Origin of the sequence: Neisseria sp. P0020.S005 (assembly GCF_051957055.1) — a bacterium.
Classification (GTDB): Bacteria; Pseudomonadota; Gammaproteobacteria; order Burkholderiales; family Neisseriaceae; genus Neisseria; species Neisseria subflava_A.
The window spans coordinates 110004-136481 of the sequence record NZ_JBQCWV010000005.1; the positions used below are offsets into that span (position 1 = coordinate 110004).

Genomic DNA, 26478 nt, shown 5'->3' on the forward strand with positions numbered 1-26478 from the left:
TCACGTCTAATCGGCTATTCACTGTCGGAAGGGTTTTCAGACGGTCTGTATCGGACTGAAAAACCATCCTTATAACGCATATCGACATACTCGATACGACTTTGTTTTTTACGCAGCAGCGACGGCCAAATCTGGGCAAACTGCTGCAAACGTTTGATTTCGTTTTCACGCCCCAAGCGCACGGTAATGCCGTTGTCCAATACAAGCAGCCATGCCGAACGCGGCGTGTAGATCAATTCTTTGATGGTCAGTTTCAACGGACTCAAAATACCGGAAAAGTCCGCATAATGTTTGACCATGTCTTTGCCTGTCCCCTGCTGCCCTTCAAATATAGGCAGGTCCTGTTTCAGGCTTGCGGCAAACACATTGCCCTTACTGTCCACCAAGCCGCCAGCGCGCCAGTGTGCAACTGGCACGCGCTCGGTCAGGATAATTTCCACGGTTTCCGGGAAACGGCGGCGTACCATTGCCGAGTCAATCCAAGGCAATTCCTGAAAAGCGGCCTGCGCCGAATCAATATCGGCGCGGAACATATTACCCCTGATATGCTCTCGTGCAACGGTTTGCAATTCTTTGCCGGAAGCATATTTCAGCTTACCCTGAATGGCAATCTGTTTCACAGGGAAATATTTGGAATTGTAAAGCCAAGCTATGCCAGAACCTATCAGCAGAAAGGCCATCAGCAACAATAGCCGGCGGGTCAGCCGACCCAGTGCGCCTGCATCATCCCACATGAGCGGTCTTCAAAATCTCAATACATAAATCAGCAAAATCTACGCCGGTATGGGCTGCAGATTTTGGCACCAAACTGTGGCTGGTCATACCGGGCAAGGTATTGATTTCCAAAAGATACAGCTTACCGTCCGTATCTTTCAGAAAGTCCACGCGCGAACAACCGTCCGCACCAATCGCCTGCGCGCCACGCACGGCCAGTTCGCGCATCAGGTTTTCCTCCGCCTCGCTCAAATCTTCCGACGGGCATTGATAAACCGTATCGTCGCGGTTGTATTTAGCCTCGTAGTCGTAAAACTCAGTAGCTGGAATAATATGAATGCTCGGCAGGCCTTTGCCGTTCAATACCGGGCAAGAATACTCGCCGCCGCCGATAAAGCGTTCGGCAATAATTTCGCCCTGCAAATGTTTCAATTCTTCGTAAACGCTTTTCAGACGGCCTTTTTCTTTGACTTTTACCACACCGACGCTGCTGCCTTCCGCGGCTGGTTTCACAAACATCGGCAGGCCCAATTTTTCTTCAACGGCATCAAAGTCGCTGTCGTCATGCAATACGGCAAACTCAGGAACAGGCAAACCCACGGCCTGCCAAATCAGTTTGCAGCGGTATTTGTCCATACCCAGCGCGGAAGCGGCCACACCGCTGCCGGTATAAGGAATACCCATCAGTTCCAACGCACCTTGAACCGCGCCATCTTCGCCGAAAGTACCGTGCAGAATATTGAAGGCCGTCTGAAAACCTTGTGTTTTCAATTCAGACAACGGAGTTTCTTTGGGGTCGAACGCATGGGCATCCACGCCTTTGCTTTTCAAGGCAGCCAAAATAGCAGCGCCGCTGTCCAGAGAAACTTCGCGCTCGCTGGAGAAGCCGCCCATCAACACGGCCACTTTGCCAAAATTCTGCATAATTTCTACTTTCTTAAATACTGATACAGGCCGTCTGAAATATTGTTCAGACGACCTATGTGTCCTCAAAGGCAAATATGCCTGTTTATTATGATTGTTTCGACAATTCCACCAATGCAGACGGAACGCGGTTGATGCTGCCGGCACCCATATTCAACACGACATCGCCGTCCTGCAAAACATTCAGCAACATTTGCGGCAGGTCGGCAACATTTTCGCAGTAAATCGGCTCAAGTTTGCCCAATACGCGGATGGCGCGTGCCAAGGCGCGGGAATCGGCTGCGGCAATCGGCTCTTCGCCTGCAGCATAAACTTCGGTCAACACCAACGCATCAACGGTATTGAGGACTTTGGTAAAGTCTTCAAACAAATCGCGTGTACGGGTATAGCGGTGCGGTTGGAAAGCCAAGACCAAGCGTTTTTCAGGGTATGCACCGCGCGCGGCGGAAAGGGTTGCCGCCATTTCGACAGGATGATGCCCATAATCGTCCACCAGCAGCGCGGTTCCGCCGTTTGGCAATTTGATGTCGCCATATTTTTGGAAACGACGGCCGACACCTTCAAAGCCGAGCAAGCCTTTTTGAATGGCTTCAACCGATGCGCCAACTTCCAGCGCAACGCCGATAGCCGCCAACGCATTGAGGACGTTGTGGCGGCCGGGCATATTCAAAACAACTTCAAACGGCTCTTGCTCATGTCCTTTCATTTGAACATGAACGGTAAATTTCATTTGCGCGCCGACGTTTTCAATATCGGTCGCGTAGATATCGGCAGTATCGTCCAAGCCGTAAGTGGCATAAGGTTTGCTGATTTTCGGCAAAATCGCGCGGACGTGTTCGCTGTCGATACACAAAAAGGCTTTGCCGTAGAACGGCATACGGTGGATGAAGTCCACAAACGCCTGATGCAGTTTCTCAACACTGTGGCCGTAAGTGTCCATATGGTCTTCGTCGATATTGGTTACGACGGACATAATCGGCGTCAGATACAGAAAAGAAGCATCGGATTCGTCGGCTTCGGCAACAATGTATTCGCCTTTACCCAAACGGGCGTTGGTACCAGCGGCGTTGAGTTTGCCGCCGATAACGAAAGTCGGGTCGAGTCCTGCCGCGCCGAGAATAGAAGCAGTCAGGCTGGTGGTTGTGGTTTTGCCGTGCGTACCGGCAATGGCGATACCATCGCGGAAGCGCATCAATTCTGCCAACATCAGTGCACGCGGAATCACGGGAATCTGCTGTTCCAACGCAGCAACGACTTCGGGATTGTCTTTTTTGACGGCGGTAGAGGTAACAACCACGTCGGCACCATTGACGTGTTCGGCAGTATGGCCGGGATAAACTTGGATGCCGAGAGCGCTCAAATGCTCGGTAACGGCATTACGCGCCTGATCCGAACCGGAAACTTTAAAGCCCAAATTGTGTAAAACTTCGGCAATACCGCTCATGCCGACGCCGCCGATTCCGACAAAATGGATGTTGGTGACTCGATTTTTCATCATAATGTTGCGTTCCGGTTGGTTTTTAGTGCGTAAAGGCGTTATTTTAAAGGGCTATCCGCTTCTGCGCTATGCTTTTATTGTAAAGGAATTTTAACAAAAGCAATAAAGGCCGTCTGAAACGCCGTTAATCAACTTTTCAGACGGCCTTGAACAAAGTCTGCCTGCTTATTCGGTACAGGATATGGCAATTTCTGCCACATCGTCCGCACTGTGCGGCAACGCCAAGGTACGGGCATTTTTCGCCCATTTCAGGCATTTTTCACGGCTTAATCCGCCGAGAATTTCGGCCAGCTTTTCTGCCGTTAGTTGAGTTTGCGGCAGCAGCAAACCGGCTTCGGCCTGCACCATAAAACGCGCATTGGCTGTTTGATGATCGTCCACCGCGTGCGGATACGGCACCAGTAGCGCACCCAAACCGGCAGCCGTCAGCTCGGCAATCGTCAGCGCGCCGGCACGGCAAATTACCAAATCGGCATCACGGTAGGCGGATACCATATCGGTAATAAATTCCACGCACTCGGCTTGCACACCCAACGCATCGTAATCCGCCTGCAGGTTGCCCAATTTATTGCGTCCGGACTGATGATACATTTGCGGACGGGCCGCTTCAGGCAACAATGCCAAAGCTTGCGGAACGGTTTTATTCAACACATCCGCACCCAAACTGCCGCCGACCACCAAAACTTTCAGACGGCCTTGACGGTTTTCAAAGCGTTCTTCAGGAACAGGCAATGCCGCAATATCGGCACGGACAGGATTACCCACCAATCCGCCTTCATGTTGAAAGGCTTTGGGGAAAGCGTACAGAACACGTTTTGCCCAGCGCGACAGTTGGCGGTTGGACAAACCGGCTACGGCATTTTGCTCGTGAATCACAATCGGCACCCCGGAAATTTTTGCCGCCAAGCCGCCGGGGAAAGTCACGAAACCGCCAAAACCGATAACACACTCGACACGGTGTTTCTTAATAATCTGCTGCGCCGCGCGGACGGTTTTATACAGCGTAAACGGCAACATCAGCTTACGCTTGATGCCGTTGCCACGGATGCCTTTAATCGCCAGCGTTTCCAAGCGTATGCCGTATTGCGGCACGATGCGCTCTTCCATCGAATCTTTACTACCCAGCCAAATCACATGATGGCCGCGCTTTTGCAGCGACTCTGCAACCGCCAATGCAGGGAAAATATGGCCGCCCGTACCGCCGGCCATCAGCATAAAAGTTTTACCGCTCATGGTTTTACTCCACCGAATAACCGCGCATTTTTTGGCGGTTTTCATAATCAATGCGCAATAACAAAGTAACGCACACCAGCATGATAAAGACAGCCGAACCGCCGTAAGACATAAACGGCAAAGTCAGGCCTTTAGTGGGCAGGATACCGATGTTCACACCGATATTGAAGAAACTTTGAATACCAATCCAAATACCGATGCCGTTGGCGATGTACGCGCTGAACATCAAGCCCGAATCACGCGCCTGTTTGCCGATGGAAAACGCGCGCCACACCAGCCAGCCGTAGCAGAACACCAAAACCAGCATCCCTAAAAAGCCGAATTCTTCGCCGATAACGGCAAAAATAAAGTCCGTGTGCGCTTCCGGCAGATAGAAACGTTTTTCCAAACTTGCGCCCAAACCCTCGCCAAACCAGCCGCCGCGCGCAATCGCCATCAAAGAATGCGTCAGTTGATAGCCTTTGCCCAAAGGATCGCTCCACGGGTCCAAAAACGCCGCCACACGCGCCATACGGTAAGGCGCGGCCAAAATCAGCAAACCCATACCGCTCACAACGGTCGCCACCAATACGGCAAAATACTTCCACGGAAAGCCTGCCAAAAACAGCATACCCATGGTAATCACGACAATCACGACAAACGAGCCGAAATCCGGCTGGCCCATAATCAAAACCAAACCGACCGCCACCAACATAATCGGCAGAATCAAGGTCTTAAACTTGCGGAAGCGTTCCTTTACCCTTACCCGAGCTTCATTTTTGAAAGGGCTGCACACCAAATCGCCAATACCGGTAAACAAAGACGACCAACCCAAAGAATCCAAATCACGCAACATTTCTTCACGGCGCGTAAACAGGCTGGACAAATACAAGACCGTCGCCAATTTGAAAAACTCGGTTGGCTGCAAGTTGAGCGGTCCGATATGAATCCAGCGCGTCGCACCGTTAATCTCGCGGCCGACAAACAAAACCAGCAGCAATAGCAAACCCGAAACAGCAAAATAAAACGGAATAATCCGCCGCCAGAAGCTCATCTTCAGCAGGAAAAGCGGCAAGCATATGGCCACCGTAAACAGGATAAACATTGCCTGCTTAGACACAAAAGAAAACTGGCTGCCCCCTTCCGATGCCGCATACGCAATAGAAGCCGAATAAATCATAATCAGGCTGAAGACCGTCATTAAGACGACCATCCACAAGAGAGAAACATCAAACTTCCGACCATCGCGCGCAATCGGCCGGTCAAGCATTTTGGAAAGACTAATCATGAAAACATCCGTAACGGCTTGAATAAAATATTCAGACGGCCTGCTAATGGGCAAGAGGCCGTCTGAAAAAATGAATTAACGTTATTTTAAAGGTTTATTTCCAAACCAACAATTCAGAATCTTTAAAGATGCCGGATTCCGACGTTCTTTGCGCCCTCCCCTACCCTTTGATACCGGTAAAAGGCCGTCTGAAAACACTTTTATATTTTCAGACGGCCTTGTATAAATCTTTTCTTCAGGAAAATAGGCTACTTTTTATCAAATGCAAACTCTAAGCCACCTGCGGTATTTCCGCCCACGGCTGTATCTGTTCCAACTGCGCGGCGAGGCTAAGCAGCGTGTCTTCGCGCCCGTGTGCGGCGGCGAACTGGGTGCCGACGGGCAGCCCGTTATGCCGGTAAAGCGGCACGCTCATGGCGGGGTTGCCGCTCATGTTCAGCGGCGACGTATAACCGACGTATTGCAGCGTCGTGGCGGCTTCTTTTTCTAAAAACGGGTTGTTTTTCAACAGAAAACCCAAGCGCAGCGTGCCAAACAGCAGGCGCATGGCTTTTTGTGCGGCGGGCGGCGGCATCATCTCGCCGATTTTCGGCGTGGTGCGCGGGCAGACGGGCGTCATTAACACGTCGTAGCGTGTGAAAAATGCTTTGGCGGCACGTTCCTGCGCCAGCATCACGTCGCGCGCCCATGCCATTTCGCCCGCACTGATTTGCCGCCCCTGCACAATCATTGCCCACGTTGTCGGTTCAAGCAGGCAGTGCGGCAGTTTTTGTCCGGTTTCGTATTGATATTGGTAGAACAGTTTTGCCGTTTCGCCCATGACGATGATGCGGGCGGCGCGGTTGAGCTGTTCGGGCGGCGCGAAATCGGGCGTGGCTTCTTCCAATTCGTGTCCCGCCTCTTGCATCAGTTTCAAACTATGGGCGAACGCGGCTTCCGTGCCTTCGTCGTTGCCGCCGCCAAACCATGCCTGTTTCCAAAAAGCGATTTTCAGACGACCTGTTTCTTGTTTCAGACAGTCTGAAAAACCGTTTTCGGGCGGCGGCGGGCAGGCATACAGGGCGCGCTCTTGGGTTTTGGCGGCGATGTCCAGCAAAACCGCGCTGTCGCGCACGCTGCGGGTCAAGACATGGTCGCATACCAAACCTTGCCATGCCTCCGATGCGTTCGGCGCGTAACTACTGCGGCCGCGCGTGGGTTTCAGCCCGAACACGCCGCAGTTGTGCGCGGGTAAGCGGATGGAACCGCCGCCGTCGCTGCCATGCGCTGCGGGTACGACGCCCGAAGCCACTGCCGCCGCCGCGCCGCCGCTGCTGCCGCCTGCGGTGTAATCCGAATGCCACGGATTGCGCGTGATGCCGTAAATTTCGGTTTCGGTAACGGCATATGCGCCCCATTCGGGCGTGGTGGTTTTGCCGAACACGCGCAGCCCCGCATCGAGATAGGCTTGGGTCAAATCGCTGTTTTGCTTGGCAATGTAATGCTGCATCATGCGCGATCCCGACCATGTCGGCGCGCCTTCCCAATCCGCCAGCAGGTCTTTGAGCAAAAACGGTACGCCTGCCAGCGGCGTATCGGCATTTTCAGACGACCCCTGCCACGCCGCTGCGCGTTCGCGCAAATCGTGCGCCAACAGATTGAGCTTGGGATTAACCTCGTCCAAGCGGTTTAAAGCAGCCTGCAACACTTCATCGGCGGAGACTTCTTTTTTGCGGATCAGCTCTGCCAAACCGACGGCATCGTAACGGATGTAGTCTTGAAAATTCATGGGTTTTCCTTTCGGATTGATGAACACACGTTTTTTCGGTCAGGCATGGCTGCCCGCCGCCTCGCCGTTTGCCCGCATAGGCAATTTTTAAGAAACAGTAACACCGGATAAAGGCAAAGAACAAGTTTACCGTTGCTGCAAAAAGGTCGTCTGAAACTTCCTTAACGTTTTCAGACGACCTTTGAGACAATGACACACAAGGTTTACGGTAAAACCAACCCTCTTTTCATCTTTCAGACGGCCTTACAAAGCTTTGAACGCTTCGATAAACACTTCCGAACGGTGCGCATAGCCTTTAAACATATCAAAGCTCGCACAAGCAGGGCTGAGCAGCACGATATCGCCCGCTTCGGCTTGGGCGTATGCCGTTTGAACGGCTTCTTCCAAAGTGGTGCAGTCGATCATATTCAGACCGCAGCCGTCCAAATCGCGGCGGATTTGCGGCGCATCGACACCAATCAGAAACACGCCTTTTGCCTTGCCGGCAAGCGCGTCGCGCAGGGGTGTGAAGTCCTGCCCTTTGCCCATGCCGCCCAAAATTACGAAGAGCGGATTTTGCAAACCGGCAATCGCGGCGGCAGTCGCGCCGACGTTCGTGCCTTTGCTGTCGTCGATGAACACTACGCCGTTTTTCTCGCCGACTTTTTCCACGCGGTGCGGCAGGCCTTGGAAGGTTTTGACGTGTTCGAGCAATGCTTCGCGCGGCAAACCGATGGCTTCGCACAAGGCGACGGCAGCCATCACGTTGGCGGCGTTGTGCAGGCCTTGCAGCGGGATGTCTTGCGTGGCAATCAAATCCTCATTGCCTTGTTTCAGACGACCCGTTTCGCGTTCCAACCAAAAATCGGCTTCGTGTTCCAACGAAAACCATTTCACTTCACGCCCTGCCCGTTTCATGGCGCGGCAGAACACGTCGTCTGAATTCAAAACCTGCACGCCACCGCCACGGAAAATCTTGGCCTTGGTATGTGCGTAATCGAGCAAGTCGTCGTAGCGGTCAAGATGGTCTTCGGAAATGTTCAGCACCGTCGCCGCAGTCGGACGCAGGCTTTCGGTGTTTTCCAGTTGGAAGCTGGAAAGCTCCAACACCCACACGTCCGCCTTTTTGCCTTCGCGCTGCAATTCCGCCTCCAAAACCGGCGTGCCGATATTGCCCGCGATAACGGTATCCAGCCCACACTTGATGCAGAGATAGCCGACCAGACTCGTTACCGTGGTTTTGCCGTTGCTGCCGGTAATCGCGATTACCTTGTCGCCGCGGCGGTTCACAATGTCCGCCAGCAATTCAATGTCGCCCAACACGCGTCCGCCGTTTCGCTTAAAGGCCTCGATATCCGGCTGCCGCTCGCTGATGCCGGGACTGAGCGCCAGAATATCGAAACCATTGTCCAGCGCATCTTTCAGACGGCCTGTGTAAAACACCAGCCCATCAAACATCTTACCGATTTGCGACACGCGCTCCGGTTTCAGCTCCGCATCATAAGCGGCAACCTCCGCGCCGTTTTTGCGCAGATAGGCAATCATGGAAATACCCGTACCACCAAGCCCGGCGACGAGGATTTTTTTGTTTTGGAAAGTCATTTTGGTTTTGTCCTAAAACAAATCATATTGTTCAGGGGGGATGTCCGCTCCTGCTCAAGCCGCTTTCAGACAGCATCGCGGGCTGTTCAATAACCTGCCTTCAGGCGTTGGTAAATGTCGCAGCCGTCTTGGTCTCCGTTTTGACAAGCCTTACCAAACCATTCTTGAGCGAGCGCAAGGTCTTGGCGCACGCCGCGTCCTTCGGCATACATCACACCCAAATTGAATTGGGCACCAGCATGCCCTTGTTCTGCAGCCCTACGACACCACTGCACCGCCTGTGTATAGTCTTGACGGACTCCTTGCCCGTTGGCATACATCAGACCCAAATTAACTTGGGCATCGGCATTCCCTTGTTCTGCAGCCCTACGATACCACTGCACCGCCTGTGCATAGTCTTGACGGACGCCTTGCCCTTGTTCATACATCAGGCCCAAATTAACTTGGGCACCAGCATACCCTTGTTCTGCAGCCCTACGATACCACTGCACTGCCTGTGCATAGTCTTGACGGACGCCTTGCCCTTGTTCATACATCAGGCCCAAATTAACTTGGGCACCAGCATACCCTTGTTCTGCCGCCTTGCGATACCACTGCACCGCCTGTGCATAGTCTTGACGGACGCCTTGCCCTTGTGCATACCCATTGCCCAAATCGGTTTGGGCTTGGACTAATCCCTGCTCCGCTGCCTTACGATACCATCTGAACGCTTCGGCATAGTCTTGACGGACGCCTCGCCCTTGGTTATACATATCACCCAAATTATATTGGGCTTGGACTAATCCCTGCTCCGCTGCCTTACGATACCATCTGAACGCTTCGGCATAGTCTTGACGGACGCCTTGCCCTTGTTCATACATCAGGCCCAAATTAACTTGGGCTTGGGCATCCCCTTGTTCTGCCGCCTTGCGATACCACTGCACTGCCTGTGCATCGTCTTGAGGGACGTCTTGCCCGATGGCATACATCACGCCCAAATTATATTGGGCATCGACATTCCCTTGCTTCGCAGCTTGAAGCGTTTTCTGAAAATCCGGCATATTATCCGCCCACACCGCTTGGTTCAAGCCCAAGGCAATCAGGGCGGCGGCAAGCCATTTGGTTGGTTGTTTCATGGTTTCTCTCCTGTTTCAGTATAAGTCGGGTTTCAGCCGCCGTTAACGATAGGACGGGGCGGATTGCCGCCGCAGGTTTATTGCGCGTTCAAATGCCGTCTGAAAGGTGTTCGGACGGCATAGGTTCAGCGGATTTTGAGGGTACTCAAGCCGATTAACACCAATACGATGGTGATAATCCAAAAGCGGACGACGACTTGGGTTTCTTTCCAGCCTTTTTGTTCGTAATGGTGATGAATCGGCGCCATCAGAAAGATGCGTTTTTTGGTTCGTTTGTACCAACCGACCTGCAACATAACGGAAATAGCTTCAACAACAAACAGGCCGCCCATGATGACGAGGACAAATTCTTGGCGGATGATGACGGCAACGGTACCGAGCGCCGCGCCAAGCGCGAGCGCGCCGACGTCGCCCATAAAGACTTGTGCCGGATAAGCGTTAAACCACAAAAAGCCAAGACACGCGCCGCACATGGCGGTACAGAAAATCACCACTTCGTTTGCGCCGGCAACGTAAGGTAATTGCAGGTATTGGGCAAATTGGGAGTGGCCGCTGGCATAAGCAAAGATAGCAAGGCCGGCGGCAACAAGTACAACGGGGAATGCGGCCAAGCCGTCCAAACCGTCAGTCAGGTTAACGGCATTGGATGTGCCGACGATGGTCAGGTAGGACAATACCAAGAAGCCGACTACACCAAGCGGCAAGGCAACTTGTTTGAAGAAGGGAACAATCAGGATATTGTTGGCAGAATTTGTAGCAAGGTAGAACAACGCCAAACCGGCAATAATGGCAACGCTGGACTGCCACACCATTTTAAATTTGGCAGACACGCCGTTAGGGTCTTTATAAACCACTTTACGCCAGTCGTCGTAAAAACCGAGTGCGCCGGTAGCAAGCAGGACACCTAAGAGAATCCAGATATAAGGATTTGCCCAGTTGCCCCACAAGATTGTGGACACGGTAATGGCGGTCAAAATCAGCGAGCCGCCCATGGTTGGCGTACCGTTTTTGATCAGGTGGGTTTGAGGGCCGTCAGTACGGACGGCTTGACCGGCTTTAAGCGCAGTCAGCTTGCGGATGGTCCACGGACCAAGCAATAGGGAAAACGCCAAAGCAGTCAAAGCCGCCATAACGGCGCGGAATGTGGTGTATTGAAAAATATTCAGACCGGTTAACCAGTTACTGAAATGTGCGAGCCATAAAAACATGGGGCTTCCTTTTTTGTTTTTGTTGTTACAGCGGGCTTATCGCCCAATTAAAAATAAATCAGTATGCCGTCTGAAATTCCAGACGGCCTCATTGAGTAAGATTATTTCTCTACCACGCAAATCGGATAGTTTCCAGGATTCTTTCCGCCGCCCAAATCCAAGCAGGTATCTTCATAGATAAATGCCTGTACTTTCATTCCGGCATAAAACGCGGCAATCAGCAAACCAGCCAATAGTAAAATCTTTTTCATATTTCAGACGGCCTTATTGAGTAAGATTATTTCTCTACCACGCAAATCGGATAGTTTCCGGGATTCTTTCCGCCTCCCAAGTCCAAGCAGGTATCTTCATAGATAAATGCCTGTACTTTCATTCCGGCATAAAACGCAGCAATCAGCAAACCAGTCAATAGTAAAATCTTTTTCATATTTCAGACGGCCTTATTGAGTAAGATTATTTCTCTACCACGCAAATCGGATAGTTTCCGGGATTCTTTCCGCCTCCCAAGTCCAAGCAGGTATCTTCATAGATAAATGCCTGTACTTTCATTCCGGCATAAAACGCAGCAATCAGCAAACCAGTCAATAGTAAAATCTTTTTCATATTTCAGACGGCCATTTACGCGGTTGTTGCTGCCAACGCCTCAATCACTTCTTCCATCTTCATAAAGCGCGAGCCTTTGACCAATACAGTAGCGCGTTCAGGTAAATCGTGGCTCAACACTTGAATCAGCGGATCTTTGTCAGCAAACCACAAACCTTCCGCTCCAAATGTTTCCGCTGCTTCAACGCTGTTGTCGCCGACAAAATACGCGGCCTCGATGCCTTTATCCCGTGCATACGCGCCAACTTCGGCGTGCATGGCGGCGGCTTCATCCTCACCCAATTCACCCATATCACCCATTACAAAAATACGCGGCGCAGGCATAGCGGCGAGCACATCAATGGCGGCTTTCATACTGTCGGGGTTGGCATTATAAGTATCATCAATCAAAGTTGCATCTTTAATGCCTTGCTTGATATTCAGACGGCCTTTGATATTGCTGAAATTTTTCAGGTCGTCTGAAACTTCGGCAAGGCTCAAACCTGCCGCCAAAGCCAGAGCCGCTGCCGCTACGGCATTATGCACATTGTGACGGCCGGGGACCGGCAGTACCACGGCAACACGTTCATTACCACGCACCAAATCAAATTCGCAGGACAACGGTTTCAACTCAATATTTTCCGCATGGATATCGCCACTGGCAACGCCGAAAGTCTGAGCGTTCAATTGCGCAGTAGCGGCTTCAAATGTAGCGATATTGGCATCTTCGCACGGAATCAGCGCAATGCCGTCTGAAAGCAAACCTTCGTAGATTTCACTTTTGGCTTTGGCAATATCACCGACACCATCAAAACCGCAACCGACATGCGCGCGCAAAGCGTTATTAACTAAAGCAACATTCGGACTAGCGATTCGGGTCAACAAAGATAATTCACCAAAATGGTTCATGCCCATTTCAATGACGGCATAGCGGTGTTTTTCGTTCAGTTTCAACAAAGTCAGCGGCAGGCCGATATGATTGTTGAAATTGCCGGCAGTCGCCAACACAGCTTCATTACCGAATCGATGACGCAATACGCCGGCCAACATTTCTTTCACCGTCGTTTTACCGGAAGAGCCAGTAATACCAAAGACAAACGGATTCACATTTTCACGCCACGCCTTCGCCAGTTTTTGCAAAGCCACAAGCGTATCGTCAACCTTCAACGCGCCTTTCAAAGCCGCGCAATCTTCGCGCGAAACCACAACCGCCGTTGCCCCAGCTGCCAACACATCTTCAACAAAGTCATGCGCGTCAAAGCGCTCACCGGCAAGCGCGAAAAAAACATCGCCATCCTGAATATCGCGGCTGTCGGTTACGATGCGCGAAACGGGTTGATTTTCAGACGGCATCGGAAGGTTGAGGGTCTGACAAATAAAATTAAGGTCTAGTGGTTTCATGATTGTGTTTCTTGTCCTTGTTCTAACGGCTCCACATTTTTATCCGTATTTTGGGAAACCATTTTTAAATGACGATAATTGCATCTTGCCAGCACAATAAAAAGAATAGCGGCAAAATTTACACCGACAGTAAGCTTATGTACCGTAAGGCTAAATGATAATTGCAGTACACTTTCTATATAATACGTAAAAGAAAATGCCTCTCCTACAAAGACTATTTGCAACAAGCATGGCGTGTACACATATATCATTCTATTAAAACCTATTTCACGGAATTTAAACGCATTCCATGCTGCAGACAGCGCCAACACACCCAAAATGAAAAGTAAAATCCCAAAAAACACAGCCCATGCCATGTTGTTAATCAATCCTTGCACACTCTGAATTGATGCCAGAATCAACCAAACCACGCCCTGCACAAAAGTCAGCCATGCCATAAATTTGCCGCTTTTGGGCAATTTTTTATATTCAGGAAATGTATTGGAAAACCAACTTTTCATACTACAAATCACTTTCTCTTATCAACTGCCGATTTTCCCGTACTGCTGGTAATCGGAAAAACACAATACAATGGTTTTACCGTTTTGGCGGTAGGGGTGGCAAAGGCTGTAATTGCCATCTTTTGCCTCATAACGTATTTCATTTGTTTGTCCGGCAAATATTCTTTGCAAGTATTCACGCTCGCTCAAATGCGGAGCATAAAGATATTGCGTTTTGCTGATTGTTTCTTTATTGCCATTCCGAGTAACGACAAAACCATTATCATCGCCTACTCCCTGAGCATTGGGCGCCTACTCATCAATCCCACTTAAATGGGAATCGGCTGAGAAAGCCAAATAAACCTGTTTATTACCTATCGTATCCGGCACAATCACCGTAGCGGCTTTAAAGGCAGAATCTTCCTTCGACATCAGCTCAAGGATTAACGCCGCTTTTTTGATGTACACCAAGTCAAAATGATAATCTGCCAACGCGTTGATTTGCGATAGATTGTCCTTGACGATACGCTCTAGAGATTGAGTCAAAATCTGACGTTTTTTCTGAACAGTCAGATAATTTCCGCCAAATAACAGGGCTGCTAAAACGGGAAATACTGCCAACAACAAATATAAGGTTTTCCGGCCACCTTTGCTTTCTTCCTCTTGTCCTCGCTCGGCAATACGGGTCAAATTCAGCATGATGTTCAGTATCAAGGCACCCGCCATCACGGCAAAAATCCCCAAAATACTCATCAGGAAAATTTCTGTAATGTATTCGCGGAATACCTTAAGCCCGAAAACATTGGATAGAATCAGAACAAATACCCAGTACACCAGCAGCACAACTGCCACCATGCCGACGATATTCGTTGCCTTAACCAATTTCTTTGCGTTCATACTCTCAAATCTTGTTCAGACGGCCTATCTGTTCTGATTAATCAGCGGATACGGATTCACCGCGCCGTTCGGCAGATACACGCCGTAATGCAGGTGGGCCGGTGTGGTTTTAGCGTTGCCGGTTTTACCGACATAGCCGATAACCTGCCCTTCTTTGACTCGCTCATACAGGCGGATACGGGTAAATTTATTCAGGTGGGCGTAGTAATGCCACGCACCCGGCCCTTGAATACCGATAACTTTACCGCCCAATCGGTTGCGCCCAATTTTGGTTACGATGCCGGGCGTGGTACTGCGTATCGGCGTATTTTTCTTAGCAAAAATATCCACACCTTCATGCCTGCGCCCCTGACTGCGCGCTGCGCCCCAAGTATCGTCAAAACGTTTGCCTTTAACAGGATTGGGCAGGCTTTGCTCGGCCGGAGGCTGTTGCGCCCTCAACTGCTCGATTTCGGCAGTAGGACGCGGAAGTTGTTTGGTTGTACAGCCTGCGAATAAAACTACGGCCGCACTGATTAATAAGGTTTTTGTCGGCATTTTCAGCATCAAATCGGTCTCCTTGTTGTTCAGACGGCCTTGTTAAAAAATCCTCTGAAACAAACAACTGTGATGGGTTTAATAGCTGACGTGCCGTAATGCGTGTGTCGTTTTACTTTTATTGTATAGGTTTAAATCTTTTTCAGACGGCCTTGAGGTTTCGGGCCGTCTGAATATTTGCGTTATGGCTTAACCGCGCTCTGCCAATGCTTTTTCTGCGATTTCAAAATCGGAGAAATGGTGCTTCACGCCTTGTACATCCTGATAGTTTTCATGCCCTTTACCGGCAATCAGAATGATGTCGTTCGCGGCAGCCTGCTCAACCGCATAACGGATGGCGACGGCACGATCAACTTCGACACGTTCAGAATTAGGCACGGCAGGCAGGATGTCGTTGATGATGTCGTGCGGATTTTCCAAACGCGGGTTATCGCTGGTTACGACAACTTTATCCGCGCCCTGTACGGCTGCCGCGCCCATCAGCGGGCGTTTGCCGCGATCGCGGTTACCGCCGCAACCGAATACGCACCACAAAGCCGCGCCCTGCGGTTTGATTTCCTGCAAGGTGGAGAGTGCTTTTTCCAATGCGTCAGGCGTGTGGGCGTAATCGACGACGACCAAGGGCTTTCCGCTGTTCATGACGCAGTCCATGCGGCCTGAGGCGGGGCGGATTTTTGCCAGTACATCCAATACTTTATCAAGCGGATAACCGTTGGCACAAAGCAAGGCGATGCAGGCGGCGAGGTTTTGCGCGTTGAATCGTCCGAGCAGACAGGTACGGCATTTTCCTTCGCCCCATGGTGTTTGGAATACGGCTTCCATGCCGTCTGAAGAAGCGGTGAAATCGGTAATGCGGATATCGGCTTGCTCGCTGAAACCATAGCCATAAACGGCTAAATCGGGACAGTCTTTTTTCAGACGGCCTGCGAGTTCTGCACCGTATGCGTCATCGACATTGATGATGGCGTGTTGCAGACCATGCCAGTAGAACAGGCGCGATTTGATGGCACCATAGGCTTCCATGGTACCGTGATAATCGAGGTGGTCGCGGGTGAGATTGGTAAAGATTGCGCTGCGAAACGGCACGCCGTTGACGCGCGATTGGTCAAGGCCGTGACTGGAAACTTCCATCGCGGCGGCTGTTGCGCCTTGCTGACGGAAGCGGTAGAGCAGGGTTTGGACATCGACAGGAGCAGGCGTGGTATGCGTGGTCTCTTCCAATGCGCCCCAAAAGCCGTTGCCGACTGTGCCGATAATGGTGGTTTTTTCGCCCAACAGATCGGCAGCTTGCGCCAGCCATTGTGTGATGGAGGTTTTACCGTTGGTACCGGTTACGCCCCAAACTTTAAGGCCGTCTGAAACGTTGCCGTAAACTTGCGCCGCCAACATACCGGCGCGATGTCTTAAATCTTTAATGCCTTGATTGGGTACTTTCCATTCGGGATTCCATGTGAATTTGCCGTCATCATCCCAAAAAACAAAGGTCGCACCGTTGGCGATGGCGGCAGGAATATAGCTGCGACCGTCCGTATATTCGCCCTGACAGGCAACGAAAATGTCACCCTGTTTAATTTGTCGGCTGTCTGAATGCAACAAACGCCCTGCTGCGTTTTCACACAGCAGAGGCGGAAAGTTGGTTTCAGCCAAGGGGGTTAACTTGCTGAACATAAACAATATCTCTTTGATTGTTTGGATTATGACGGTACTTTGACAGTAGCGGTATTACTTAACGGCTTGGTCGGAGAAACGCCCAAGATGTTCAAACTTCCGCTCATGACTTCTTTGAATACAGGACCGGCAACCACGCCGCCGTAATAGCCGTTGGCAGTCGGTTCGTCGATGGTAACGGCCACAATCACGCGTGGATTTTTAGCCGGAGCAAAACCGATGAACGTACCGACGTGTTTGTTGTCCACATAGCGACCATTGACCAGTTTACGCGCCGTACCGGTTTTCGCACCGACGTCGAAACCATCGACAGCACCAGCAGTACCGGTACCGCCGGCCTCAGTAACGGAAACCATCAACTCGCGCACTTTTTTTGCGGTAGAGGCTTTGATGACGCGCTTGCCTTTAGGGGCAACCGCTTGTTTTTCAAAGCTGACCGGCAACAATTCGCCGTCATGGGTCAAGACAGTATAGGCACGCGCCAATTGCAATAAGCTTAATTGCAGGCCATAACCGAAAGACATGGTTGCCTGTTCGATTTTTTGCCATCTGCGCCAGCTTCTCAACAAACCTGCAGTCTCACCAGGAAAGCCTGAATGCATACGCACACCCACACCTAAATCGTGATAGAAATCGTACATTTCTTTAGGCGTAAACATGGCAGAAAGTTTACTGGTACCGACGTTGGAAGATTTTTGCATAATGCCGCGCACATCCAAAGTAGGATAAACGTGGGTATCTTGTACAGTAGCCGGACCGATTTTGTAAGGCAGGGTATTGAATGTATCGGTCGTATCCACTTTGCCGGAATCCAGCGCTTTGGCAATGGTAAACGGCTTCATGGCAGAACCGGGTTCGATCATGTCGGTTACGGCACGGTTGCGGCGCTGTTCGCTATTGGCTTGACCCGGTTGATTCGGATCGTAAGCCGGGCTGTTGACCAGCGCCAAAATCTCGCCGGTTTGTGCATCCAATACCACAACTGTACCTGCTTTGGCTTTGTGATATGCCACAGCCTTGTTCAACTCGTCATAAGCCAGCGTTTGAATACGCTGATCCAAAGACAAAATCATATCTTGGCCGTTTTTAGGCACGCTGTTGCGTGGAGAGTCGAGGCTGTCAACAATATTACCTTTGTTGTCGCGCAATACGACTTTCGCGCCATCTTCACCGCGCAGGCTGTCTTCACGGGAAAGCTCCAAGCCCTCCTGACCTTTGCCGTCAATATTGGTAAAACCGATAACATGCGCAAACAGATTGCCCATCGGATAATGGCGTTTCAATTCTTTTTGGAATGCGATGCCTTTAATGCCCAATGCTTTGATTTCTTCTGCTTTCTCGTAGCTGAGTTGACGTTTCAGGTAGATAAAGCCTTTGTCTTTTTTAGACAATTTATTTTTTAAAACTTCAACAGGCACATCAGCAATGGCCGACAGTTTTTCTAATTGTTCTGCAGTCGGCATTTCTTCCATACCGGAAGGCATGGCATACAATGACTCGGTAGGCGCACTCAAAGCCAATGTAGCACCATTGCGGTCGGTAATCATACCGCGTGATGCCGGCAACGGAAGCGTACGCACAAAACGTTGGTCGCCCTGATTTTTCAAAAATTCATGCTGACTGGTTTGCAGATAAACCCCGCGTACCAACAGACCGGTAAATGCCAGCGCAACAGCGCCCAACACCAAACCGATTCGTCCGTTACTTGTCAGCGGCTTTTTCGTTTTTGTTGTTCCAGACAGCATTTGAGGTTTATATTCGTTCTTAATTAACATGTTGAACTTCTCATGACTTAGCTGCTCAGTGAGCCATCAAATCCCGTAAATCTTGCACTAATGCAAGGCTCTGTATTCTTATTTTTTGCGTTCCAGCATAGCCGTATTATGCGCACCCGGCGGAAGCAGATGTTGCTTTTCGGCCGCCACTTTAATCAACTTGTGATTTGCCAATCTTGCTTGCTCCAATTTCAAGCGCGCGTAATCCTGTTCCAACTGAATTTCCCGTTTTTGTGCCTTATCCAACTCGATAAAATGCAAACGGGACTGGTTTTGCTTAAACACTACGGCAAAGGCAGAAACCGTCACCAAAACCAGCAATAAAATATTCAACTTACCCATCTCAAACTTTCAGACGGCCTGTCAACAGGACTATCTCTTACGACAGCGTTCAGACGCCATCCCCTACTCAATAACCGAAAATTCGCCACTGCTTCGCTCCGCCACACGCAAAACTGCACTGCGCGCACGCGGATTGGCTTCAGTCTCTGTCGAACCCGGTTTGATTGCTTTGCCCACAGCCTTCAAAGGCGGCTGAGGCAAATCCGCTTCCTTGACCACTGCCCAACGGGGCAATGGCGCATGTTGCGAATATTTTTTAATAAACTGCTTCACAATTCTGTCTTCCAGCGAGTGGAACGCAATGACAGCCAAGCGCCCACCCTCTTTCAGACGGCCTGCAACTTGCGGCAAAACTGCCTCTACCTCTTCGAGCTCGCGGTTAATAAAGATACGAACTGCTTGGAAGGTGCGCGTTGCAGGGTCTTGTCCGCGCTCACGAGTACGGACGTTTTGCGCCACAAGCTGCGCCAGCTTGCAGGTTGTATCGATGGGACTCTCCTCGCGTTGCGCAACAATGGCGTGCGCAATCTGGCGACTAAACCGCTCTTCACCATAATTCTTAATTACCTCGTGTAAATCCTGTTCGGATGCGGTTGCAATCCATTCTGCCGCAGACATCCCGCGAGTCGGATCCATCCGCATATCCAACGGTGCATCAAAGCGGAAACTGAATCCGCGGCTGCCATCGTCAATTTGCGGCGACGAAATCCCCAAATCAAAAAGCGCACCGTCAATCTTATCGATGCCTAATTCATCCAAGGCCGTCTGAAATGTTTCAAAACCATTGTGTACGACACTGACACGTTTATCTTGCGCCGCCAGCTCATTAGCTACCGCAATCGCCTCGGGGTCTTTATCAAAAACAACCAAACGACCCTGCTCACCCAAACGCGACAAAATCAGCCGGGAATGCCCTCCCCTACCGAACGTGCCGTCCACATAAATCCCGTCTTCACGGATTGCCAACGCATCCACCGCCTCATACAACAAGACAGTAACATGCTGATAATTTTCAACTTTACTCACAATTGCAAATCCGTTTGACTCAATTGGAAAGCCAATTCATCAGGATCGATATCCAAAGCCTGATTCATTTCCTCTTCCCAATGTTCGCGGCCCCACAACTCCATACGGTTTGCACGGCCAACCAAAGTAACTTCTTTTTCAAAATCCACGCGTTTGCGCAGATTGGCCGGAATCAAAACTCGTCCGGCGCTATCCCACTCCAAAATCTCCGCATTATGCAGCAGTAAATTCTGATACCGTTGTAAAGATTCATTGCCAGCCACTTTCAACTTCAAAATCTGCTCGGCTTTTTCTTCCCAAACGGGCTCGGGGTACATCAATAATTTTTTTCGGGAATCCAGTGTGACCACAATCGCAGGCGTATAACGGCGCAGCAAAATATCGCGGAATTTGGCAGGAATCGCCAACCGCCCTTTACTGTCCATACTCAATTCATGAGCACCGCCAAACACATCACACCCCAAATTCGATTAAAATAAAACAGAGTGGGATTAAAAATCCCATCTTCCTAAAATCTTTCGTTTTCACTTCCACGGAACACTTTTTAGGAAAAAGTAACCACTTTCACCCACTATGCCCCACTAACTGACACTATAAGAAATTTTGGCAATCAGGTCAAATCCGTTTCTTATCTGAAATAAAACACTAAACACTTTAAATTCAATAGGTTATATATATAAAAAAGCATGACAAATTGATATGTTAGTAGTTTCATATAGCATAAAACACTATATATAGTATCATTTTTGTTTTTAACATACTACATATAGTATTTTTATACCCTATTACCACCCCTCTCACAAGGGGCTATAATATACAAACAAATTCAAATTTTTTACATTATCTAACAGTCATGAAGCCACAACTCCCCCTCCCTTCCACTGATGCACAAGCCTCTTCAGCACACCTGACGAAGCTCATAAAAAACGAAATTGAACAACATCAAAACTGGATACCCTTTTCCCGTTTTATGGAGCTTGCCCTTTACACACCTCAATACGGCTATTACAGTGGAGGCAGCCATAAAATCGGCACAGACGGCGACTTCATTACTGCCCCAACCCTCTCCCCCCTATTCGGACAAACCCTTGCCAAACAACTTGCCGAATTACTGCCGCAAACAGCAGGCAATATCTATGAATTTGGTGCAGGTACAGGCCATCTTGCCGCTACTTTGTTACAAAATCTTTCAGACGACCTGAGTCATTACTACATTATTGAGCTATCAGCAGAGCTTGCAGAGAGACAACGTCAACATATTCTTGAGCACACATCTCCCGAAGCAGCCGCCAAAATCATCCACCTCACCGCATTACCCGAACACTTTGACGGCATCATCATCGGCAACGAAGTATTGGATGCCATGCCGGTTGAACGCTTAATTTATCAAGATGGAGGATTTCAACAAATCGGCGTCAGCCTAGAGAATGACGAGCTAATCGAAGCCATCAGACCATTGACCCAATCCGAACTGATACAAACAGCCGCCTTATATTTTCCTCCCCTCCCTTCATACACAAGCGAGCTGCATCCGGCACAATATGCCTTTATCCAAACCCTGGCCGCTAAATTACAGCGCGGCGGCATGATATTTATCGATTACGGCTTCGACGCCGCCCAGTATTACCATCCGCAACGCAAAGAAGGCACATTTATCGGCCACTATCGCCACCACACCATCCACGACCCATTTTTCAATATCGGCCTGACCGATTTGACTGCGCACGTCAATTTCACCGATATCGCACGCGCCGGCACGGAAGCAGGTTTGGACTTAATCGGCTACCTGCCCCAATCCTATTTCCTGCTCAATCTCGGCATCACTGATCTACTTTCACAAATCGGCAGCCCGGATTCGGTTGAATATATCCAAGCCGCCGCCGCAGTACAGAAACTGATACATCAGCACGAAATGGGCGAACTTTTTAAAGTGATCGCTTTTGGCAAAGACATTGATATCGATTGGACAGGCTTCAGCCACGGCGATATTTGCCATAAGTTATAGCCTGACAACCTACTTTTTATTTTTTAAAAACAATAAGAAATAAAAAAAAGCAAAATTAGCGCTTGCCAAATATTCAAAAAAAACTATAATAGCGACTTCACGAAACGGCGAATTAGCTCAGTCGGTTAGAGCAGAGGAATCATAATCCTTGTGTCCGGGGTTCGAGTCCCTGATTCGCCACCAAATTTCGGGGGTATAGCTCAGTTGGTAGAGCGCTTGCATGGCATGCAAGAGGTCAGCGGTTCGATCCCGCTTACCTCCACCACTAAACAAAAAAGCTCTTGTTAAACACAAGAGCTTTTTTGTTTGGCTTAATCTTAATTAATAACTGATTGCTCATTAATTTTGCCATCTCAATACCCAATCAATAAAGGCCGTCTGAAACATTTCAGACGGCCTCTTGTCTTTTAATTACTTCACAAGCTTCAATACTTTTTTCGGTTTTTCTTCCGCAGATTCAGCTTTTTTATCTTCGACCACTGCAGCTTCGATAGAAGCAGGCTGATATGGTTCTACCTCAAACCCCATACCCTCTCCACTTTCGCGGCCAAATATACTGACAATATGACCGACCGGAATCCAAATCTCGTGCGCTACGCCGGAAAAGCGTGCAGAAAAATTGACCCACTCGTTGTCAATATTCAAGTTATGGCTGGCAGTAGGGCCAATATTTAAAACAATTTCATTGTCACGCACATACTGCATCGGCACACGGGTATGTTCATTTACCCAAACAACGATGTGCGGTGTTTGGTTATTGTCCAAACACCATTCATACAAAGCACGCAACAAATACGGTTTGGTTGAAGTTGCCATATATCCATCCTTTAGCGGCGCATGGCTTTTTCAGCCGGCGTCAATGCCTCAATAAAGGCTTCGCGTTGGAAAATACGCTCGGCGTACTTCAGCAAAGGCGCAGCAGATTTACCCAGTTTGATGTCGTAATAGTCCAAACGCCACAGCAGCGGAGACAAGGCAACATCAATCATAGAAAAGTCATCGCCCAAGATATATTTGTTTTTAGTAAAAGACGGTGCCAACAGTGTCAAACCATTGCCAATGGCTTCACGCGCTTTAGCTTGTTCTTTATTGGTAGATTCAGGGTTTTCCAACACTTGCACCAAACTGAACAATTCTTTTTCCATACGGTACAGCACCAAACGGCCGCGACCGCGCATAACAGGATCACCCGGCATCAACTGAGGATGAGGAAAACGCTCGTCAATGTATTCGTTGATAATGTTTGATTCGTGCAAAATCAAATCACGCTCAACCAGAACCGGTACTTGGTTATACGGATTCATCAAAGCCAGGTCTTCAGGTTTATTGAACACATCCACATCTTTGATTTCAAAATCCATGCCTTTTTCGTACAGCACAAAACGGCAGCGTTGGCTGAATGGACAAGTAATACCTGAATACAATGTCATCATAATCTTTTACTCCTGATAAATCTTTTCAGACGGCCTTAAGCCTTATAAAAATTCAGACAGAATTATACATAATTTCAAACACTTAATCCAGAAATTTCACATATCATATTGTTTATATTAAGTAATTTTAAAATTTACATTATTTCCGCATAAACCGATTTCACAAACAAAAAGGCAAACCTGAAACAGGTTTGCCTTTTTGATTCAAAAGAATTAGTGAACGTCTTTCCAGAATTCTTTTTTCAGGAAGTAAGCCAATGGCAGCATTACCGCAAACAGGAATGCCAGAACCATGTAGCCGATGCGGTGGCGTTGCAACTGAGCAGGCTCACCCATGTACACCAAGTAGTTCACCAAATCGCGTACATAAGTATCGTACTCTTTTTGGATCACTTTACCGTTAGGCAGGCGACGGCTGTGCAGACCGGTAGATTCCCAATACAGCTTAGGAGTCAGGTTGCCATGCTCGTCCTTAATCATAACGGGCTGACCTTTGGCATCCAACTCAACGGCTTGAACACCTTGTTGCTCCCACAATGGGTGAGGCATACTCGCGCCGGCCAAAACGGTATTATTCCAACCGGTCGGACGAGTTGGGTCTTTATAGAAGCCACGCATATAAGCGTACAGGTAGTCCGCACCTCTAGAACGGGCAATCAGGGTCAAATCCGGCGGAGGCGCACCCAACCATTTGGAAGCATCTTTCGGATCCATGGCCGCTACCATCACGTCACCAACGTTGTCTGTTGTGAACATCAGGTTTTTCTTGATTTCATCTTCAGTCAAACCGATGTCTTTCAGACGGTTGAAGCGCATACCGCTTGCAGAGTGGCAAGACAAACAGTAGTTTGTAAAGATTTGCGCACCGTGCTGCAGGCTGACTTGGTCACGCAGGTCGATATCGACTTTTTCGTAGTGTCCGCCGCCGCTGGCGACGGCTGCACTCATAGGCACTGCCAGCAATAAGGCAGCAAACCAGTTTTTCAGAGTTTGTTTCATTTTCGCTGCCCTCATCAGATATTGGTTGCAAACAAGTAAGCACCAACAACGGTAATACCGACGTAAACAAAGAACATAATTTTTTGTTTAGTAGTGCTCATGGTTACGCGTTCAGGAACTGGTTTGTTGGTATCCAGTTTGGTATAGAACGGCATACCCAGGAAGAATGCAAAGTAGACGAAAGACAGGATACGTGCAACCAAAGTACGAGTATCAGTTGCTACCATTGCACCCAAAATACCCAAACCGATGAAGGCAATGATGAACAGAACCAACGCAGTTTTGAAGATTGGGCCGCGATAACGGACAGATTTAACCTCGCCTTTATCCAACCAAGGCAACAAGGCAATCAGTACAACTGCTGCACCCATACCGATTACACCCCATACCTGAGTACCGGCAAAGGAAGGAATCGCACGCAGAATTGCGTAGAACGGAGTGAAGTACCATACCGGCGCAATGTGCGGAGGTGTTTTCAGCGCATTCGCTGCATCGAAGTTTGGTGCCTCCAAGAAGTAGCCGCCGCCTTCAGGTGCAAAGAACAACACAGAACAGAAGACAATCAGGAATACAACGACACCCAAGATGTCTTTAACGGTGTAGTAAGGATGGAATGGGATACCATCGCGTGGAATACCGTTTTCGTCTTTGTTTTTCTTGATTTCAACGCCATCAGGGTTGTTAGAACCCACTTCGTGCAGGGCGATGATGTGAGCCACGACCAAGCCGAGCAATACCAGAGGTACTGCGATAACGTGCAGGGCGAAGAAGCGGTTCAAAGTAACGTCGGAAACGTTGAAGTCACCGCGGATCCAAGTGGACAAATCAGGACCGATAACAGGGATGGCGGAGAACAGGTTAATAATTACCTGCGCACCCCAGAAGGACATTTGACCCCAAGGCAACAGGTAACCCATAAAGGCTTCTGCCATCAATGCCAAGAAAATCAGGGAACCGAAAATCCACACCAATTCACGAGGTTTTTTGTACGATCCGTAAATCAGACCACGGAACATGTGCAGATAAACGACGATGAAGAAGAAAGATGCGCCGGTAGAGTGCATGTAGCGGATAATCCAACCTCCGGACACGTCGCGCATGATGTACTCTACTGCGGTAAAGGCAGCAGGCAGATGGTAGGCGTTAAGGTTGCCGTCCGGTTTGTAGTTCATGGTCAGGAAAATACCGCTGACGATTTGAATTACAAGGACGAGCAGAGCCAAAGAGCCGAAGTAATACCAAAAGTTGAAGTTCTTCGGCGCATAGTATTGAGCCAAATGCTCATTCCACATTTTAGACAGAGGGAAGCGAGCGTCCATCCAGCCTAACAATGCTTTTGCTTTGCTATTGGTTTGGTTTGCCATAATTATCGTTCCTTATTTTTAGTCTTCGCCCACCAAAACAGTTGTATCGCTCAGATATTTGTAAGGCGGTACAACCAAGTTGGTCGGTGCAGGAACACCTTTGTATACTCGGCCTGCAATGTCGAATTTCGAACCGTGGCAAGGGCAGAAGAAACCGCCTTTCCAGTCTGCACCCAAGTCAGCGGGAGCAATGTCGGGACGGTAAGTCGGAGAGCAACCCAGGTGGGTACAGATACCGATAGCAACGAGGAGGTTCGGCTTGATCGAACGGGTCTCGTTTTTAGCGTATTCCGGTTGCTGATCCGCATCGGAATTAGGGTCCGTAACTGCGCCATCCAAACTTTTCAAGTCTTTGAGCTGTTGATCTGTGCGGTTGACCAGCCAAATCGGTTTGCCCTGCCATTCGGCAGTCAGCATTTGGCCTGCTTCGATTTTGCTGACATCTACTTCGACAGCAGCACCGGCAGCCTTAGCTTTCTCCGATGGAAAGAAGCTGGCCACGAAAGGCGTAGCTACGCCCAGAGCCGCCACACCGCCTGCACCGCATGTAGCCAGTGTCAGGAAACGGCGGCGACCGTTGTTGATTTCTTGATTATCCATTATTCAGTCGTCCTAAAATTTTGGGAATACCGAGCCATTAAACAGCGTAATTCTACCTAGTT

General features: G+C 49.5%; 27 protein-coding genes and 2 tRNA genes. 3 read left to right on the forward strand and 26 right to left on the reverse strand.

What is annotated here, in order from left to right:
- Positions 1–14: 14 nt before the first annotated feature.
- From ACTHTU_RS05850 to mraZ, 21 genes are all read right to left on the reverse strand, one after another.
- Positions 15–734: a cell division protein FtsQ/DivIB gene (locus ACTHTU_RS05850; RefSeq protein WP_070824170.1), complete on the reverse strand. Its 720-nt coding sequence runs from the start codon at positions 732–734 to the stop codon at positions 15–17.
- A complete protein-coding gene (locus ACTHTU_RS05855; RefSeq protein ID WP_440362044.1) occupies positions 724–1638 on the reverse strand; it encodes a D-alanine--D-alanine ligase in 915 nt (304 codons plus the stop codon). The genes ACTHTU_RS05850 and ACTHTU_RS05855 overlap by 11 nt, the downstream gene beginning before the upstream one ends.
- Positions 1639–1726: 88 nt before the next feature.
- Complete coding sequence (gene murC / locus ACTHTU_RS05860; protein WP_070645581.1) at positions 1727–3136, reverse strand: UDP-N-acetylmuramate--L-alanine ligase; 1410 nt, start codon at positions 3134–3136, stop codon at positions 1727–1729.
- Between the two features lie 165 nt (positions 3137–3301).
- Entirely contained in the window at positions 3302–4369 is a 1068-nt protein-coding gene (gene murG, locus ACTHTU_RS05865; protein WP_440362045.1) for an undecaprenyldiphospho-muramoylpentapeptide beta-N-acetylglucosaminyltransferase, read from the reverse strand.
- A gap of 4 nt (positions 4370–4373) precedes the next feature.
- Positions 4374–5636: an FtsW/RodA/SpoVE family cell cycle protein gene (locus ACTHTU_RS05870; protein ID WP_440362046.1), complete on the reverse strand. Its 1263-nt coding sequence runs from the start codon at positions 5634–5636 to the stop codon at positions 4374–4376.
- Between the two features lie 271 nt (positions 5637–5907).
- Entirely contained in the window at positions 5908–7404 is a 1497-nt protein-coding gene (locus ACTHTU_RS05875) for an amidase (RefSeq protein WP_440362047.1), read from the reverse strand.
- Positions 7405–7647: 243 nt separating this feature from the next.
- Entirely contained in the window at positions 7648–8985 is a 1338-nt protein-coding gene (murD, locus tag ACTHTU_RS05880; protein ID WP_440362048.1) for a UDP-N-acetylmuramoyl-L-alanine--D-glutamate ligase, read from the reverse strand.
- 86 nt (positions 8986–9071) lie between these two features.
- Positions 9072–10100 carry an SEL1-like repeat protein gene (locus ACTHTU_RS05885; protein WP_440362049.1) on the reverse strand — a complete coding sequence of 343 codons (1029 nt, stop codon included), beginning with the start codon at positions 10098–10100 and terminating at the stop codon, positions 9072–9074.
- A gap of 125 nt (positions 10101–10225) precedes the next feature.
- The gene (gene mraY, locus ACTHTU_RS05890; RefSeq protein ID WP_440362050.1) at positions 10226–11308 is read right to left on the reverse strand and encodes a phospho-N-acetylmuramoyl-pentapeptide-transferase; all 1083 of its coding nucleotides are present in this window, start codon (positions 11306–11308) and stop codon (positions 10226–10228) included.
- Between the two features lie 101 nt (positions 11309–11409).
- The gene (locus ACTHTU_RS05895; protein ID WP_003748282.1) at positions 11410–11559 is read right to left on the reverse strand and encodes a hypothetical protein; all 150 of its coding nucleotides are present in this window, start codon (positions 11557–11559) and stop codon (positions 11410–11412) included.
- A gap of 26 nt (positions 11560–11585) precedes the next feature.
- On the reverse strand, positions 11586–11735 hold the full coding sequence (locus ACTHTU_RS05900; protein ID WP_049335337.1) for a hypothetical protein: 150 nt from the start codon (positions 11733–11735) through the stop codon (positions 11586–11588).
- A 26-nt stretch (positions 11736–11761) separates the two neighbouring features.
- Complete coding sequence (locus ACTHTU_RS05905) at positions 11762–11911, reverse strand: hypothetical protein (RefSeq protein ID WP_049335337.1); 150 nt, start codon at positions 11909–11911, stop codon at positions 11762–11764.
- A gap of 15 nt (positions 11912–11926) precedes the next feature.
- The gene (locus ACTHTU_RS05910; protein ID WP_440362051.1) at positions 11927–13291 is read right to left on the reverse strand and encodes a UDP-N-acetylmuramoyl-tripeptide--D-alanyl-D-alanine ligase; all 1365 of its coding nucleotides are present in this window, start codon (positions 13289–13291) and stop codon (positions 11927–11929) included.
- Complete coding sequence (locus ACTHTU_RS05915; RefSeq protein WP_440362052.1) at positions 13288–13791, reverse strand: hypothetical protein; 504 nt, start codon at positions 13789–13791, stop codon at positions 13288–13290. Before ACTHTU_RS05915 ends, ACTHTU_RS05910 begins: the two co-directional genes overlap by 4 nt.
- 291 nt (positions 13792–14082) lie before the next feature.
- A complete protein-coding gene (locus tag ACTHTU_RS05920; RefSeq protein ID WP_440362053.1) occupies positions 14083–14667 on the reverse strand; it encodes a hypothetical protein in 585 nt (194 codons plus the stop codon).
- 24 nt (positions 14668–14691) lie between these two features.
- Entirely contained in the window at positions 14692–15213 is a 522-nt protein-coding gene (locus tag ACTHTU_RS05925) for a M23 family metallopeptidase (protein ID WP_440362063.1), read from the reverse strand.
- Between the two features lie 180 nt (positions 15214–15393).
- On the reverse strand, positions 15394–16872 hold the full coding sequence (locus tag ACTHTU_RS05930) for a UDP-N-acetylmuramoyl-L-alanyl-D-glutamate--2,6-diaminopimelate ligase (RefSeq protein WP_440362054.1): 1479 nt from the start codon (positions 16870–16872) through the stop codon (positions 15394–15396).
- Between the two features lie 26 nt (positions 16873–16898).
- Entirely contained in the window at positions 16899–18647 is a 1749-nt protein-coding gene (locus ACTHTU_RS05935) for a peptidoglycan D,D-transpeptidase FtsI family protein (protein WP_250591708.1), read from the reverse strand.
- 78 nt (positions 18648–18725) lie between these two features.
- Positions 18726–18989: a cell division protein FtsL gene (gene ftsL, locus ACTHTU_RS05940; RefSeq protein WP_003681879.1), complete on the reverse strand. Its 264-nt coding sequence runs from the start codon at positions 18987–18989 to the stop codon at positions 18726–18728.
- 63 nt (positions 18990–19052) lie between these two features.
- Positions 19053–20015 (reverse strand): 16S rRNA (cytosine(1402)-N(4))-methyltransferase RsmH, encoded by a 963-nt coding sequence (gene rsmH / locus ACTHTU_RS05945; protein WP_440362055.1) that lies wholly within the window; start codon positions 20013–20015, stop codon positions 19053–19055.
- On the reverse strand, positions 20012–20467 hold the full coding sequence (gene mraZ, locus ACTHTU_RS05950; protein WP_003748265.1) for a division/cell wall cluster transcriptional repressor MraZ: 456 nt from the start codon (positions 20465–20467) through the stop codon (positions 20012–20014). Before mraZ ends, rsmH begins: the two co-directional genes overlap by 4 nt.
- 401 nt (positions 20468–20868) lie before the next feature.
- On the opposite strand from mraZ, the gene ACTHTU_RS05955 reads away from it, so the two are divergent.
- The 3 genes from ACTHTU_RS05955 to ACTHTU_RS05965 all read left to right on the forward strand — a co-directional run bounded on the left by ACTHTU_RS05955 (position 20869) and on the right by ACTHTU_RS05965 (position 22285).
- Positions 20869–22020: a class I SAM-dependent methyltransferase gene (locus tag ACTHTU_RS05955; protein WP_371459628.1), complete on the forward strand. Its 1152-nt coding sequence runs from the start codon at positions 20869–20871 to the stop codon at positions 22018–22020.
- A 106-nt stretch (positions 22021–22126) separates the two neighbouring features.
- Positions 22127–22203 (forward strand) — tRNA-Met (locus ACTHTU_RS05960).
- A 6-nt stretch (positions 22204–22209) separates the two neighbouring features.
- Positions 22210–22285 (forward strand) — tRNA-Ala (locus ACTHTU_RS05965).
- 146 nt (positions 22286–22431) lie between these two features.
- Here ACTHTU_RS05965 and ACTHTU_RS05970 read toward each other — a convergent pair.
- The 5 genes from ACTHTU_RS05970 to petA form a co-directional block, all read right to left on the reverse strand.
- Complete coding sequence (locus tag ACTHTU_RS05970; protein WP_107723763.1) at positions 22432–22836, reverse strand: ClpXP protease specificity-enhancing factor; 405 nt, start codon at positions 22834–22836, stop codon at positions 22432–22434.
- An 11-nt stretch (positions 22837–22847) separates the two neighbouring features.
- Positions 22848–23453 carry a glutathione S-transferase N-terminal domain-containing protein gene (locus ACTHTU_RS05975; RefSeq protein ID WP_039861850.1) on the reverse strand — a complete coding sequence of 202 codons (606 nt, stop codon included), beginning with the start codon at positions 23451–23453 and terminating at the stop codon, positions 22848–22850.
- 213 nt (positions 23454–23666) lie between these two features.
- Positions 23667–24452 (reverse strand): cytochrome c1, encoded by a 786-nt coding sequence (locus tag ACTHTU_RS05980; protein WP_440362056.1) that lies wholly within the window; start codon positions 24450–24452, stop codon positions 23667–23669.
- Between the two features lie 14 nt (positions 24453–24466).
- A complete protein-coding gene (locus ACTHTU_RS05985) occupies positions 24467–25816 on the reverse strand; it encodes a cytochrome b (RefSeq protein ID WP_003681866.1) in 1350 nt (449 codons plus the stop codon).
- Between the two features lie 18 nt (positions 25817–25834).
- Positions 25835–26416 (reverse strand): ubiquinol-cytochrome c reductase iron-sulfur subunit, encoded by a 582-nt coding sequence (petA, locus tag ACTHTU_RS05990; protein WP_107768700.1) that lies wholly within the window; start codon positions 26414–26416, stop codon positions 25835–25837.
- Positions 26417–26478: the final 62 nt, after the last annotated feature.